This window comes from Porphyromonas canoris (assembly GCF_000765975.1).
Lineage (GTDB): Bacteria > Bacteroidota > Bacteroidia > Bacteroidales > Porphyromonadaceae > Porphyromonas_A > Porphyromonas_A canoris.
Genome location: NZ_JQZX01000009.1, coordinates 207773 through 223322 on the forward strand (window position 1 = coordinate 207773; position 15550 = coordinate 223322).

The 15550-nt window shown below is 44.8% G+C and carries 9 protein-coding genes; 4 read left to right on the forward strand and 5 right to left on the reverse strand.

Annotated features, from left to right (window positions below):
- Positions 1-6 precede the first annotated feature (6 nt).
- Genes HQ29_RS09910 through HQ29_RS05725 form a run of 3 tightly spaced genes read left to right on the forward strand, consistent with a single transcriptional unit; the run spans position 7 to position 3534 of the window.
- Positions 7-1158 (forward strand): DNA/RNA non-specific endonuclease, encoded by a 1152-nt coding sequence (locus HQ29_RS09910; protein WP_052089881.1) that lies wholly within the window; start codon positions 7-9, stop codon positions 1156-1158.
- 16 nt (positions 1159-1174) lie between these two features.
- Positions 1175-2671, forward strand: coding sequence for a lipopolysaccharide biosynthesis protein (locus tag HQ29_RS05720; protein ID WP_036868180.1), 1497 nt, complete (start codon positions 1175-1177; stop codon positions 2669-2671).
- The gene (locus tag HQ29_RS05725; protein ID WP_036868182.1) at positions 2668-3534 is read left to right on the forward strand and encodes an O-fucosyltransferase family protein; all 867 of its coding nucleotides are present in this window, start codon (positions 2668-2670) and stop codon (positions 3532-3534) included. The genes HQ29_RS05720 and HQ29_RS05725 overlap by 4 nt, the downstream gene beginning before the upstream one ends.
- A gap of 21 nt (positions 3535-3555) precedes the next feature.
- Here the strand turns inward: HQ29_RS05725 and HQ29_RS05730 are convergent, their stop codons facing one another.
- The 5 genes from HQ29_RS05730 to HQ29_RS05755 all read right to left on the reverse strand — a co-directional run bounded on the left by HQ29_RS05730 (position 3556) and on the right by HQ29_RS05755 (position 10926).
- On the reverse strand, positions 3556-4230 hold the full coding sequence (locus HQ29_RS05730) for a response regulator transcription factor (protein ID WP_036788902.1): 675 nt from the start codon (positions 4228-4230) through the stop codon (positions 3556-3558).
- Positions 4231-4869: 639 nt separating this feature from the next.
- The gene (locus tag HQ29_RS05740; RefSeq protein ID WP_036846200.1) at positions 4870-5208 is read right to left on the reverse strand and encodes a DUF2149 domain-containing protein; all 339 of its coding nucleotides are present in this window, start codon (positions 5206-5208) and stop codon (positions 4870-4872) included.
- Entirely contained in the window at positions 5205-5798 is a 594-nt protein-coding gene (locus tag HQ29_RS05745; protein ID WP_036788908.1) for a MotA/TolQ/ExbB proton channel family protein, read from the reverse strand. The genes HQ29_RS05740 and HQ29_RS05745 overlap by 4 nt, the downstream gene beginning before the upstream one ends.
- A 28-nt stretch (positions 5799-5826) precedes the next feature.
- Positions 5827-6537: a hypothetical protein gene (locus HQ29_RS05750; protein ID WP_052089883.1), complete on the reverse strand. Its 711-nt coding sequence runs from the start codon at positions 6535-6537 to the stop codon at positions 5827-5829.
- 15 nt (positions 6538-6552) lie between these two features.
- Positions 6553-10926: a cobaltochelatase subunit CobN gene (locus HQ29_RS05755; RefSeq protein ID WP_036868193.1), complete on the reverse strand. Its 4374-nt coding sequence runs from the start codon at positions 10924-10926 to the stop codon at positions 6553-6555.
- A 262-nt stretch (positions 10927-11188) separates the two neighbouring features.
- On the opposite strand from HQ29_RS05755, the gene HQ29_RS05760 reads away from it, so the two are divergent.
- Positions 11189-15220, forward strand: coding sequence for a glycoside hydrolase family 2 TIM barrel-domain containing protein (locus tag HQ29_RS05760; RefSeq protein WP_036868196.1), 4032 nt, complete (start codon positions 11189-11191; stop codon positions 15218-15220).
- Positions 15221-15550: the final 330 nt, after the last annotated feature.

A 15550-nucleotide genomic window follows, 5' to 3' on the forward strand; every position in this document is an offset into this window, starting at 1 on the left:
AATGCTATGAAAAAGACATCAATAACTCTTGTATTGGTTTTCTCTCTGCTCTCTCTTCTTGCGGGATGTAAAGGGCAACAGATCAATCAGGAAAAGCCCAAAGAAGATAAGGCGTATATAGAAAACGTAACTGAACAACCGCTTTCCGAGCAGGGAGCACAGCTCATCCTGCGGATAGAGAGCAGCAAAAAATGGAAAATCGAGTGGCAGAAAGGGACAGGAGCATGGGTGGAAACCGATCAGAATCTTGAGGGGCAAGGAGATAAGGCAATCACTCTTTTTGTACAGCCTAATCCCTCTTTTGAGGAGCGTACAGGCGAATTGACTGTATTTTTCCCCACTACCACCATTACGGTAACATTCCGTCAGAAGCCGTCACTGCTACCTGATAACCCTATTACTCCTCCCGATAAGAGGATGGAGATACCCCTGCTTTCCAATGATAAGAACCATAAGTTTATAGACTACAAAGTCTCTTTGGGAGGCACAACAATAGTGAACTACTCCCAAGAGTACGACCTTAAAGAGAAGCATAACAGGTGGGTGGCTTTCAGATTTGATGCCATAACCTCTCAAAGAAAAGTAGGCAGAACAGATGCGTGGAGCTGCGATCCGAATCTGCCCGACAATGTATGTATCGGCGGAACATTCCCTTCCGGAACAGACAGGGGACACCTTGTGGCATCGAGCGATAGGAGCTTCTCAAGAGAAGCTAATATGCAGACGTTCTACTATTCCAACATCAGTCCGCAGAAGAGTTCCTTTAATCAGGGTATCTGGCAAAAGCTTGAGGAAAGGGTCTTGCAGTGGGGACGGGATAGAAACTCTTGCGATACGCTCTATGTTGTAAAGGGTGGGACAATATATAATGGAGATATTTGGGGACACATAAGCCCTAAGAACAACAGTGCTCTTTCCGTTCCTATTCCGAAGTACTACTTCATGGCTCTTTTGAAGGTTAAGGATGGGAAGCACTACTCCATAGGTTTTATAATAGAACATAAGGATATTCCGACTTCCAATAAACTCGGTCTCTATACCATAACGATAAAAGAGTTGGAACAGCGTACCGGGTACAACTTCTTCCATGTCTTGCCTGATGAGAAAGAGAAGGATGTAGAGAGCAAGATAGATATTGCTTTCTGGCAAGGTATATAGGCAGATTTCCTTTCTGATGGGAGTCATACTCAAACAGAGTCTGAGAGGTACGGTCGTAACTTATCTGGGAGCTTTTATAGGCTTCTTGACGACTTTCTTCATCACGGTAACCTATCTTACGGCAGAAGAGATAGGTCTTACTCGCGTACTGTTTGAGGCTGCACTCCTGTTGAGTACATTTGCCATACTCGGAGTACACACGTCTTCCATAAGATACTATCCCTATTTCAGGCAAGAGGACGGGCAGGAAAGGGGCTTCTTATCTCTTATGTTGCTCTTTCCGCTACTGGGGGTGGTACTCTTCGGACTTCTTTATATTTTACTGGAAGTTCCCATATCTTCTTATTTTTCCAAGAACTCCTCTCTATTCGTGCAGTACTATTATATGGTACTGCCGTTGATGCTTTTTCTGCTGTATCAGAATCTGTTGGAGGTTTATTCGTCCATCAAACAGAAGATTGTAGTACCTCGCTTTCATAAAGAGGTAACCCAACGCTTGTTGTTGATAGGTGTTTATGTCGGGTATGCCACATTCAATTTAACTCTTGACGCTTTCATCTGGATTTTCGTAGGAAGCTACGGATTGGTGGCACTATTGCAGTTCGGATATGTTTCAAGACTATCGCCTTATGCCTTAAAGGAGAGGATCGAGTTTCCCAAAGAGCAGAAGAGAGATTTTCTAAACTACACGCTTTTGGTGGTATTGTCTGCACTGGGAGGAAGCATCGTCAGCCGCTTGGACATATTTATGGTATCCGCAAAGATGGGACTAAACTATGCCGGGATATATACGATAGCTTTCTTCATCGTGGCTATAATAGAGATTCCCTCTCGTTCGCTTCTTGCCATAACTGCTCCGATAGCTTCGGAGGCATTGAAGAATAAGGACACCCTTAAGCTGCAAGCTCTCTACAAAAAGGTTGCGTTGTATCAGCTTTTTGTGGGAGGATTTATATTTCTGCTTATTTGGGTGAACATAGACTTTATCTTTACTGTAATACCCAACTCGCAAATATATTCCCAAGGCAAGTGGGTTGTCTTTTATCTCGGTTTGTCGAAGCTTGTGGAGATAACATTTAACTTCGGTAACTCTGTCATCAGATACTCTCGCTACTACTACTATACCATCTTTATCACATTCCTGCTCACGATACTTACCATCCTGACAAATAACTACTTTATCCCTCTTTTAGGGATGACGGGAGCATCCATAGCCACGCTCATCACCTGTTTTATCAGCTACACGATATCTCAGTTTATTATAAAGATAAAGCTCGGCGTATCTCCTTTCAGTGGCAGATTTGCTCTCCTGTTTGTCATAATAGGCGTTCTGCTCGTGTCGCATTCGTTATGGAAGATGGAGGCGATCGGAGGGAATATCTGGTTTGATGCGATCATCAAAAGCTTTATTTTTGTTGCCGTACCCGTTGCAATGGTGCTTCGACTGAAAATGCTGCCGGAGCTGTCTCAGTATATATCGAATCTCTATAAAAACTTTAGGAAAAGAGTATGACACAAGAAACCGAAGAACAAGGAGTTGTTACCCTGATACCGTTTGGGAACATTGCGAACAGACTTTTGGCAGTAAGCTCTGCCATCTCCTACTTTTCCAGCATAGAGAAGCCGGTGGAGATTGTTTGGTTTAAGACACCGGAGCTGTGTTCGGAGTTTGAACGTCTGTTTCATCCCGATATCAGCTTTGATGAGAAATATGTATCCGTGAGGAATGCTACGATCAAAGACCACATCTTCAGAGACATCCCCAATGGTCGCAACTTTTTTCTTTCCAAGCTTCACGCGTTATGGGCGTACGATCACTGTATCAACTCCGACCACTATGCGTCAAACGAGGAGCTGAGAAAAGAGATTGTTACGACCCTTTCTTCCGGGAAAAATATCGACATCTGGCTGGCACTGAACAGAGCATTCTACATAACGCCCCGAATGTTCGACAATCTCATGCCTTCGGTCGAGGTAGTCAGTGCGGTGCGTTCGATCTGTTCGGGGTGGACTGAGAACGTCATAGGCGTTCACATCCTGAGAGGAGGCGAGCAGTACTCGTGGCGGCAAGATCCCATAGACCTTTATATAAGGCGTATGCAGAAGCTGATAGAGACAGATCCGTCCGTGAAGTTTTTCCTGTCGGCGGACAATTATGAGGATCGGGACAGGATCGCGACAATCTTCGGGTCGAGAGTCTTCACGCCCAAGCTGCAGAAAGACCCGGATACGGTAGAGGGAGTGATACAAGCCATGGCGGAGATTTTGGCTCTGTCCAAGACCAAGTATATACTTGGGGGAAAAGACAATCCCTACTGCACTGCCGCTACGCTTATAGGGGAGAAGCCTTTGGAGCAGATCTCCATTTACTTGTAGGCAGACCTCCTTTCATGTCGGCTACTCCATGACCATTTTGTAACCGATGCCGTAGACGGACTTTATCTTTATGTTTGCGTTCGAATCTTGCAGCTTCTTTCGCAAGTTTTTTATCTGTGTGTAGATAAAGTCGAAGTTGTCCACCTGATCTATATTATCCCCCCAGACAGCTTCTGCGAGAAGCTCTTTTCGTACGAGGCGATCCACTCTGTTGGCAAAGTAGAGCAGGATGTCGTACTCTTTTCTGTTGAGTTCAAGCCGGTTATCGGATACGGTTACGGAGAATTTATCCGGGAAAATCTCCACGTTCCCAAGGGAGATGGAGAGATCTCCGCTCTGATTTCTGCGGATGACGCTGCGGAGTCTGGCAGACAATTCTATCAGATGAAAAGGTTTGGAAAGGTAGTCATCGGCTCCGAGCTCCAGCCCCTTGACTTTATCTTCGACGGCATCCCGTGCGGAGATTATGATGATACGTTCCTGTCTTTTTGCCTGTTTCATCTCCTCCAGCAGGGTAAGCCCGCTACCGTCCGGCAGCATAAGGTCGAGGAGCACCCCGTCATAAGAGTAGAGACCTATCTTCTCCCTTGCTTCAGAGAGTGTTTTTGCTATTTCCACGATGTATCTTTCTTTCGTGAGAGTCTCTGCGATAAGTTCTTGAAGTTGGGGTTCGTCTTCCACGATAAGTATTTTCATTGTATCTCTATACGGCTTAGTTGTTGTGTTTTTAGGTAAAGCGGTTAAATATCCGAGCCGAAATTTAGGGAATTTCTTTGAGAACAGCGAATTTGAGAGACGAAATAGCATCCGAACAACTCCGCCTGAAGATGCCAAAAGCAGATGCCCTGCCGTTCCGTTTCGGGGAAGCCGATTTCGGGCGGATGCACCAAAGTTTTTCCCCCTTTCCGCAGAGCGTAGAATCCTTATACATACGGAAAAATATTTCTGCATATACAGAAAAATATTTCTGCATATACGGAAAAATATTTCTGCATATACGGAAAAATATTTTTGCATATACGGAAAAATATTTCTGCATATACGGAAAAATATTTCTGCATATACGGAAAAATATTTCTGCATATACGGAAAAATATTTTTGCATATACGAAAAAATATTTCTGCATATACGGAAAAATATTTCTGCATATACGAAAAAATATTTCTGCATATACAGAAATTTCTTTCCTTGCGGAAAGAAATTTTTTTCTTTTCCGTCTCCATCTTTGTCGGAGGCGGAGGTGCAAAAAAAGTCTTGGCCGCCACTTATGATTTTTCATAAATGACAGCCAAGACTCGGACCGGATATGTCGGTGGAGGAGTGGTGCGGATTTGCTACTCCGGCACGTAGATCACTTCTCCGTTTTCGAGCTCGTAAGCCACTCCCACGCGGCGTCCTTTGGAGCCGGAAGCATCGGTCTGCTCGTTGGATGGGGTGTATCGCTCTATTTTGTTGCCTTTCTTGGTGATGATCTCCATGTCTTCTTTGCCGGGATTCTTCACTACGGTAAACTCCTCTTGGGTGAAGACTTCGGTCATGTTCATGTGCATCACCATCGCCACCATGAGTGCCACGGCAAAGACCATCGCAACGTCGAAGAGATTGACTACGACGCTTAGCGGATCGGAATCGTCCTCTTTATCAAACAGAGGTATGCGTCTTCTGCTTTTCATCGGTTGTCTGTGAGTATTCTGGAGATGTATTCAAGCTGATTGACCTCTTTGGCGTACCAGCGGCTCTTGATCTGCTGGGTGAGGAGACCCACGATGCTGATGACCAACCCCACGACGGTGGTGGCAAAGACTACCTGCATGTTGTATGCCATGCCCGATACGTCGCCGGTGGAAAGCCCTACGAGCGCCGGGCTCATGGCGATGAGCGTCCCGATGAGTCCGAGTATGGGACCCATCTTTGCGAGGATCTTCGAGATGGCGAGGTCTTTCTGTGCTTCGTTTTCAAAGCCGGAGATGAGAAAGTCCGAGTAGGCTTCGTTTGCCGGATGGGTGAGCAGGTCGCGGAGGTACTGCACGAAAAGCGAGTTGTCCTTGCGCGGAAGGCTCTCCTTGATCTCTTCGATGGTCTCTCTTGTGGCAGCCTTTATCTTTTGGTTCAGTGCCTTGTCGTTTGCCCTCTTGATCATGAACTGGTTGTAGAAGCTGCCCAACAGAAGCAGGGAGCGTCCGAAAAGAATGAGAAGCATGATGATGTCCGGGATGAGCAGACTGTTGGCTACGAAAAAAAGTAGTTTTGAGATTGTTTCCATTATGAGTTGTGATGATATGATGCGGATGTTAAGAGTGTTGCTCTCGTTTGCGGCGAGCGCGGTCTTTGATGATCCATTTCCATTTGTGCACCCCTATGCCCAAGATGATCACCGTCACAATCACCATCAGTGCATACACGACAGTGACGGAGGAGCCTGTGATCACTTCCGGCGCGGCATACACCACTTGCGAACTTCCTGTGGTGATGAGCCCCAGCACACAGACGAAAAGCGCGGACAGAAGCTGCACCTCAAGACGGATGCTCTTCTCCGGCAAGAATGCCCTGAGCAGGTAGCTGAACAGGGAAAGGCCTACGACCACCGTGGCTATCATGCCGTAAGTGATACCGTCGAAGGAGACACCAGGGAAGGCGTAAAACGTCTGCGCCAAAAGGTAGTAGAGGGCAGGGAAGAGCATCAGGGTCGGGTACCAGTAGAGGAGCTTTACCCAGACTTTCTTGTTGTCATGGTATTTCTGATGAAACGCCGTGAAAACAAAGGCGAGACAGAGTGCGGACTCTATCGTGATCAGGACGGAGATATCCGCAAGTATCGCGCTGTTCTGCATGAGTGCCTGAAACTCTACCTTGGAGCTCTGAGTGGCATACGGCGAGGCGATGAGCAGAAATAGCCCGTAAACGAGCGTAAACAACACCACTTGCCAAAGCTTCCAAAAGGAAAGCTTGACAAGTGTGTTGATGAATATGAATAGTATGAGGATCTGAATGAGAATGTCCATCTCTTTCTCCTGCTGTTAAGCTGTTTTTGTTCTTCTTTTCCGAAGCACAAAGATAAGGATAATGAATAGAACGACTACAGCCGCAGCGATGATGATGCCGGTCTTCATGCTGCTGTCGTTGTCAGACTCCATCACTTCCGAGCTCTCTTTCTGCAAGCGGATGCCATCTTTCGCTTCCACTTTGGTATCGGAAGAAGACTGCAGCATGGTGTTCAAGCTCTTCTTGTAGGCTGCGGCGTCTTGTTCCGGGAGCTTTTGTGAAATGAAGTCTTGGAGCTTCTTGTTTCCGGCAGAGAAGCCGAAGCCGGAAGAGCCAAACTCTGTTACCATCTCTTTGTGAACCTCCACGAGAGTCTTGATCTGCTCTTCGCTTGCCGCCCACATGCCTTTGCGGTGTGTCTCAAGCATAATGGCTGATATCTCTTGCAGGGCTGCAGGATTGGAGGTGCGGAAAAACTCTCTTGTTCCCAAGTTTTGAGTATCGGCTATATACATATTATATAGTTCGTCCCAGAGCTCTTTGTCTATCACGTTGGGCTTTGCAACGTTCCAGCCGAATGTGTTTGTGAAGATTTCAACAAGTCCCCCGGCAGCAGAAGAGCCGCTTTTCATGATCTCTTTGACGTAAACCGGATTGAGCACAGTGGTTCTGGCTTCAACTCCGATAGCTTCTTTAAGATCCTGCATTCGGGTACGGTTTCGATTTCTGTAATCGGCAAAGAACGCATCAGGGTCTTTACCTGTAACGTTTCGAATGGCAAGGTTCATACCTCCCATGAATTCATACACGTGGTCGAGGCTCAATGCTCCCCATGTGTTGCTTTGACGAGGTTGTACGATGACGTCCGTGTTGTGAAGAACACTTCGAAGAAGTCCGGCTTGGAATGCTCCCCACTCCTTGCTGTCGCTGTATATTGCTCCCATGTTGTTGATATACACATCGGCAATCTCTTTCTCGGATTCCCACTTGTCGCTGCTTGTAATCATACCCTGTATATTGGTACCATACATGCCATTGACACCACCGAACACTCTCTTTGTGGAAAGTTCACGAGCGGCTTTGGGAGAAAGACCATTTTCAACCAGCTGTCTTTCTATCTCCACTGTGGAGCTCTTTACCTGGTTTTCATATTCGCCTTCATCTTCTGCATTTGCTGCCATTTCCACAGCTCTGCTGAGTAGCATCAGACGAGAAGCAGCCAGATCGCGGAACTGCCCGGATGTTTGAACAACAATGTCTATACGAGGACGTCCGAGATCTTTTGCAGGGATAAGACGAAGATCCGAAACTCTTCCAAATGTATCCCTTATAGGTTCCACTCCAAGCATATAAAGGGCTTGACCAATGGTTGTACCTTCACTTTCTATGAACTCACTGCTCCAGAAAGTATAGCTGACCTTTCTTGGATATTCTCCGTGCTGCTTCTTATACTGTTCCAGTGTTGAGTTTACCAAAGCAACTGCACGGTCCCATGCAACTTCTGATGGAGTGTTCTCTGCATTGATAGAGTAGAGGTTGCGTCCGGTAGGAACGGCATTAGGGTTCGCCACGGCATCCCCTCCGGAAGATGGTGCAATATAACCACCATTGAAAGCGTTGATAATACCACTTAGTTCTGCTTCCGGACTCTCCAATAAAGCACTTCTATATCGTAGAATATTGGTTATTGTGCGCTCTATTTCAAGTATTGCACGAGCACGATCTCTTGCCTCTTTTGTAGGGGCCTCTGCTTTCATACCCATAGCCGCGTGTGGATGCTCTACCGGTTTCTCAGCATTTGCAGCATGAGGATGCTCACCTTTCGCCATTTTTGCGTGTGGATGTTCTGCAGGCTTCTCAGCATTTGCAGCATGAGGATGCCCATCTTTTGCCATTTTTGCGTGTGGATGCTCTGCCGGTTTCTCAGCATTTGCTGCATGAGGATGTCCACTTTTCTCCATTTTTGCGTGTGGATGCTCTCCTGAAGGGGCGTCCTTGGGTTTGCCCATATTACCGGAAGAGTTTCCTCCTCCCATCATCATAGGTCTTGCCGGCTTCAATATCTGTTTTGACTGTTCAATTTCATCAACACTTATCTTAGCTACGGATGCAACAAGTGTATTATCTACCGCCTTGCCTGCTAAGATTTGGCGAACAAGAGTTTTGGCAGGTTCCAAGTAGCGTTGTGTGAACAAAGGTCTATTGTTGAGTTCTTTTTCTGTTACTCTTCCACTCATCCTATCGAGATTTGCAACGCTGTAAGCGATAGGATCGGCACTCATTGCAAGCACTGTCGATGAGATTTTTTCAGCTTCATAAGGAATGCCTGTGGTATAGAGCATACCATTCATTTTCTCATTGGCAATTTCTTCTGCAAAGTTATCTATCCGTTCTATCTCTTCTTCCGTATAAGGCTTTGTTGCTATACTGTCAAGGCGAAGATCTCTATGAAGTCCCATCTCCATGGCAATCTTCTTCACTGCAATGGAAGCCTGCTCCTGCTTTTCAGGATCTGTCTTGTAGTAATCCCTAATCTTGTCTTGCAATTTAGAGAAGAGTCCACGTGTTTGGCTCTCCATAAAAGCCGGAGTCAGATAGGATATTGTAGTGGCGTAAGATCTTCTCTTTGCCATCATGCTTTCTCCGATATTTCCTATTGTATAATAGTAGTAGTGTGGTACTGAACCCACAAGTCTGTCCGGCCAGTCTTGGTGACTCAATGCAACTTGCTTTTGAGGAGTAAATTCCAAACTACCATGAGTCCCGAAGTGCATCATCAAATCCGCCTTGAACTCATGTTGTGTCCATAGATAGGAAGCTATATAGGTATGAGGAGGAGCCATTTTTGCTCCGTGAACTATTGCAAACTCATCATCTCCTAAACCTGCCATGGGTTGAGGTAGAAGAGCTACATTCCCAAACTCTATTCTGGATACGGCAATGTGTGGGACACCATCTTTCATTGTACTCATGTATGAACCGGGAGCTTCTCCATAAGTGGAGATAACATCGGCATATCTCTCCGGAGTAAGACTTTTTGCCACCCAATTTTCGTAGTCTGCCTTGCTTACAAGAGCAGGGTTTCCTTCTTTCATGAAAGTATCAAAAGCTCCCTCCGCATAAGTACTTAGTATTGCTCCCTGCTTCATGATGATCTTTTCAAACTCTTTTACGCTTTTCGGGAGGTTTTCTACGTTATAGCCTTCTGCTTTCATCCTTTTAAGGAGATTATAGATAGCCGGAATAGTTTCAAGCCCTTGAGCTGCAAGAGAGGCTTGTCCCGGACCTTTGAAGAAGTAGATGGCAACCTTTTTATCCGCATTGTTCTTTTGTTTAAGAGAGATAACATTGGATACGATTTCGGTAAAAGTCTTTAGACGTTCGGGCATGGCTTTGAATAGGTAGAGACCGCTTGGATCTTTTTCCTGAGCGATAAGAGAATAGGGGTAGATAGCACCATCCAGTTCCGGCATTACGAGGCTTTGCCCCATAAATCCTCCAAACATTCCCATTGGATCAGCCTCCCATTTCTCTCTCAGCTGCATTATTGAGAGAGGCGCAAAAACCGGAATATTGCGTTTTTTCAACCAGTCTACCGTTACCTCTCCATTACCCATCATTATACGTCCGTGGGGGAAATATATTACGGCATCCGGTTGAATAGAGTCAAGATAAGCTACTCGCTTGTCCATATCGCAAGCAATGGGATAAACCATATATCCTGCATTTTCAAAAGAAGAAATAATGCTGTTAAGGTGCTCTCTATTTCCACTGAACGGATCATGAATACCGGGTAGAATTGCTATTCTTCCTGCTTTTTCATTGAACTTGTTTTGTGATTTGAGATAGCTTTCATAGGTTTCCTTACTTGCAAAGAACTTATCATCTACGGAAGTAAAGAAAACGTTAGACTGATTCTCTACCACAGGTTGAGGCTCTTTTACAAATAGCACTTTTTTGTCTATCTCCTTCCGGATGTAGCGAGCCATATTTTGGTAGTTTAGCTTATTTCCGCTTCCGAGATACCCTGATATGGCTTTAATATGAATGCTATCGAGATTGCAAATATCATTTTGAGGATTTGTGACTGATGACATATATATAGGTGTACCCTTATCAGCCAATTTTTGTATGGTTGCTCTTTCTGCTTCTGAAATCTTAAGACCCATAGCAAAGCCGAGTACGAAGTCAAACTTACTGAGACGATCAACTTCTTCTGCATCAACGGCTTCAAACTTGATCATAGGATCTTGATTGGACAAAGCTATTCCCGCAACCTGAAATTGAGGGAAGTTATACAGAGCTATTTTTGTTGGAGCAGCAAGTTTGAACCAAGCTACTCCTAAAGAGACCACAACTAAGAGGCATATAAGAGCCCAAAGTCCCCATTTTTTAGAGCTACGCTTCATAATAATTTAGAATGTTGAATTAAAGTTTTTGAACGAGCAAAGGTATCTTTTCTCCATATCAATCTCAATACCTATATATAGTGATTTGTTGAATAAATATACCACCTGATTACTGATCATTATTTACTTCAGATGTTGTGTTACAGACTGAATTTTAGTAGCTTGTACGAGAAATATAAAATGAGTATCTTCGTCTTTCGGAAAAAGCCCACTTTGTGTGGGTTTTATTAACTCCACAAAAGACAAAATTGTAGTTATCAGTATGAAAAAAATCTTTTTATCGCTTGTTTTGTTGCTGTGTGGTGCGAATGCCTATGCACAGCTTCACAGCTTACAAGGGTACGAGTACGGAGTGCATTCTTCTCCTACCGGGAAGGAGTGGGAAAGCCCCGAACGCCTTTCTCTGAATAAGGAACAGCCGCACGCTTGGATGTTTTCTTTTGCGTCCATGGATGAAGCACGGGCTGTTTTACCACAAAATAGCAGTTATTGGAAGAGTCTTGATGGAACGTGGAAGTTTCATTGGGTCGGAAATCCTAATGAACGCCCTGTGGAGTTTTTCCATCCGACTTACGATGTATCCCAATGGGATGATATAACAGTTCCTTCTTGTTGGAATGTCGTCGGAATCCAAAAAGATGGATCATTGAAGTATGGTACACCTATCTATGCCAATCAGCCTGTAATTTTCCAACATAAGGTTGCTGTTGGAGACTGGAAAGGTGGAGTTATGCGTACGCCTCCTAAAGACTGGACTACCTATAAGGACAGAAATGAGGTGGGTTCATATCGCAGAACATTTGATATCCCCGCTGATTGGACCGGAAGACGAGTTTATCTGAACTTCGATGGCGTTAACTCTTTCTTCTATCTCTGGATTAACGGAACCTATGTCGGTTTTTCCAAGAACTCCAGAAACACCGCCTCTTTCGATATTACTTCTTATCTTGTAAAAGGAGAGAACAGCGTTGCGGTGGAGGTGTATCGCAACTCGGATGGCTCTTTCCTTGAAGCACAGGATATGTGGAGACTTCCGGGTATCTTCAGAAGTGTATATCTTACATCCAAACCGGATGTTCAGCTAAGAGATTTGGTTGTTATTCCTTCTTTGATGAACGGATATAGCGATGGTCGTTTGAGCATCAAAGCAGAAGTTCGCAATCTTTCATCAAAGAGAGTAGAGAAAGGGTATAGCATCTCTTACGAGCTGTTCAAGAATAAGCTTTACAGCCAGAGCAACTCTCCTGTCGAACTCTCTAACCCTGTTTCATCTTCATTGAACAAGCTTGAAAAGCAGAGCAGAACGGTTGTAGAAACTACTTTGGATCTGAAAAAACCTGATCTTTGGAGTACTGAAGCTCCACACTGTTATACTCTTGTGGCTAAGCTTAAAGATAAAAAGGGACGAATCATAGAGACGGTATCTACCCTTGTCGGTTTCCGTCAAGTGGAGATAAAGGATACAGAAGCAAAAGATGATGAGTTTGGTCTTGCCGGACGCTACTATTATATCAATGGTAAGCCTGTAAAGTTGAAAGGTGTAAACCGTCAAGAGATCAATCCTGAGAGTGGAAATACCATCACAACAGAGCAGATGATAGAGGAGATAATGCTCATGAAGCGTGGCAATATCAATCATGTTCGCTGTTCTCACTATTCCAACTTCCCCCAGTGGTACTACTTATGCGACCTTTATGGTATTTATCTTGAAGATGAAGCCAATATAGAGAGCCACCAATATTATTATGGTAAAGAGTCGCTATCTCACGTTCCGGAGTTTAAGGATGCTCATGTCGGACGGGTAATGGAGTTGGCTGCTGCTCATGTCAATTCTCCTTCTGTGGTGATTTGGTCTTTAGGTAATGAGGCCGGTCCCGGCGAAAACTTCGTGCTCGCTTACAAAGCTCTCAACAGCTTTGACCCTTCTCGTCCGGTACAGTATGAGCGTAACAATTCCATTGTGGATATGGGTTCCAATCAGTATCCTTCCATTGCTTGGACCAGAGAAGCGGTGAAAGGAACATATAAAAATATCAAGTATCCTTTCCATATTTCGGAGTATGCCCACTCTATGGGTAATGCCGGAGGTAATCTCTCCGACTATTGGGAAGCGATAGAGAGCACAAATTTCTTCTGTGGTGCCGCCATTTGGGACTGGGTAGATCAAGCTCTTTACAAGACCGATCCACAGAGTGGAACCCGATTCTTTGCCTACGGAGGAGATTTCGGAGACAAGCCGAATAGCGGTATGTTCTGTATGAATGGTATTCTTTTCCCGGACCATACACCCAAGCCTGTATTTTGGGAAGTGAAGAAGGTGTATCAGAATGCCGGTATTACATGGAAAGATCGTGACAAAGGAGAGATTGAGATCTTTAACAAGCGCTATTTTACAGACCTTTCGGATCTATATCTTACATATACCATCATAAAAGATGGTGTGCGTGAAAAGTCTGTCAGACTCGATATGCCTGTCATCGCTCCACGTAAAAAGGCTGTCATAACTCTACCTATATCCGGTATTGAACTTGACAAATATGCAGACTACTATGTCCAAGTGCAACTTCATTTGGCTAATGATGAACCATGGGCGAAGAAAGATTTTATCCAGATGGAGGAGCAACTTCTTCTTCAAACTGCAGAAGTGAAAGGCTCTATAACCACTCAGCAACCTGTTAAACCCCAAGTAAAACAGACGCCGGAGAGTATGACCATAAAGGGAAATGAGTTTACCATTGTCTTCGATAAGCGTATCGGCTCTATCACTTCTTTGGAATACGCCGGCAAGCAGATGCTGAAAGAGGGTACTGCTATAACATTGGATGCTTTCCGTGCACCTACGGATAATGACATTTGGGTCTATCGTTCTTGGGTGGAGAATGGGCTTCACGACCTTAAGCATAAGGCTGTTTACTTTGGTAGTCATATTTCCAAGGATGGTACTGTAAAGGTTTCCACAACGATCGAATCTCAAGCAGACGGCTCATTCCGGATAACAGGAGGATCAAGCGGACACTATAAAATAGAAAAGGTTAAGGATGAAAATAAGAGTGGAAATCCGTTCAAGTTTACCTCCAATCTTGTTTGGACGATATACCCTGATGGGTCGATAGAACTCCAAGCCAATATATCTTCCAATAAACCGACGGCAGATCTGCCAAGACTGGGCTACTATATTCAGACACCTAAGTGCTTGTCTCAATACACCTATTATGGTCTGGGAGAGCACAACAACTATGCCGACCGCAAAGCCGGAGCCTATATGGGTAAGTACAGCAGCAGCGTGGAAGAGCAGTTTGTTCCGTTCCCAAAACCTCAGAGCATGGGCAATAGGGAAGGGGTTAAGTGGGCTTCTCTGACAGATAAAGAGGGTGTCGGAATGCTCTTTGTCTCTTCCGAAAAAATGTCTGTTTCGGCTCTACCTTGGAGCGCATTAGAGATGACTTTAGCTCCGCACTGGTATGAGCTACCAGAAAGCAGTGCTAATCATATACACCTCGACAAGGCGGTGATGGGGCTTGGAGGCTTCAGCTGTGGACAAGGACCTCCTCTCAATCATGATAGAATCAAAGCAGACTCTCACGCGTATGCTCTTTTGATTCGTCCTCTCAACGGAACAGATGCCACAGAACTGTCCAAAGTCTCTTTGTCCGATGTAAAACCTCTTTCTATTGTTCGTTCTACTGACGGAGAGGTAACACTTTCTGCGGATGGAGCAAATAGTTCGGATATTCTCTATACACTTAGCTCAAGCAAGAGAATGTCTCCAATGGTGTACAATGCTCCTTTTGAAATGAGAGAGGGAGGAGTGATTACGGCATATCGCAAGCAGACACCATGGTTGAAGAGTACGAAGAGTTTTGACAGGATAAACGTTATCAAGGTTGCTGTGGCAGAGGTTTCAAGTGAAGAGCCGGAAGTGGGTATCGCGACAAATATGCTGGATCAAGACACAAAGACGATATGGCATAGCATGTATTCTGTAACGGTAGCAAGCTATCCTCATTGGATCTCTTTCGATGCCGGTAAAGAGACAGAACTCAAAGGCTTTACCTTATTGCCAAGACAGGACGACTCGGACAATGGTCGCATCAAAGCCTACTCGGTGCAGATCAGTAACGACGGAAAGAAATGGAGCGATCCTGTTATCACGGGAGAGTTCGACAAGTCTAAGCAGATGAAGACCGTTATGTTCAAGTCTCCTGTTCGCACTCGATACATTCGTTTCAATGCTCTTAGCTCTCACACGGGAGCAGATTTTGCTTCGGCTGCAGAGATTACATTTGTGGAATAGACCGGAAAGATTTTAGTTCCGATACAAGACATATTGTTTGATAGAGAGTCCCGGCTTTGGTTTTATACCGAGTCGGGACTCTTTTTATATAAGCCGACCAAAAGGTGTTATGGCTTCAATGCTCCGAAATCTATGCCCCTTATCGAACTTTTCCCTTGGGACAACTTTTGTTTAATAGTTATGGAAAACGGTTTAATCCGATATATAAGTTTCTTTGAAGCCTTATCGTTTTATAAATCAAGCTTTGATGTCCGGAAACCGGGATTTGATTTGTAGGAAGCAAGCCTTGCTTTATTACAGTCAGGTTTTGATTTCTTGGAATCAGGTCTT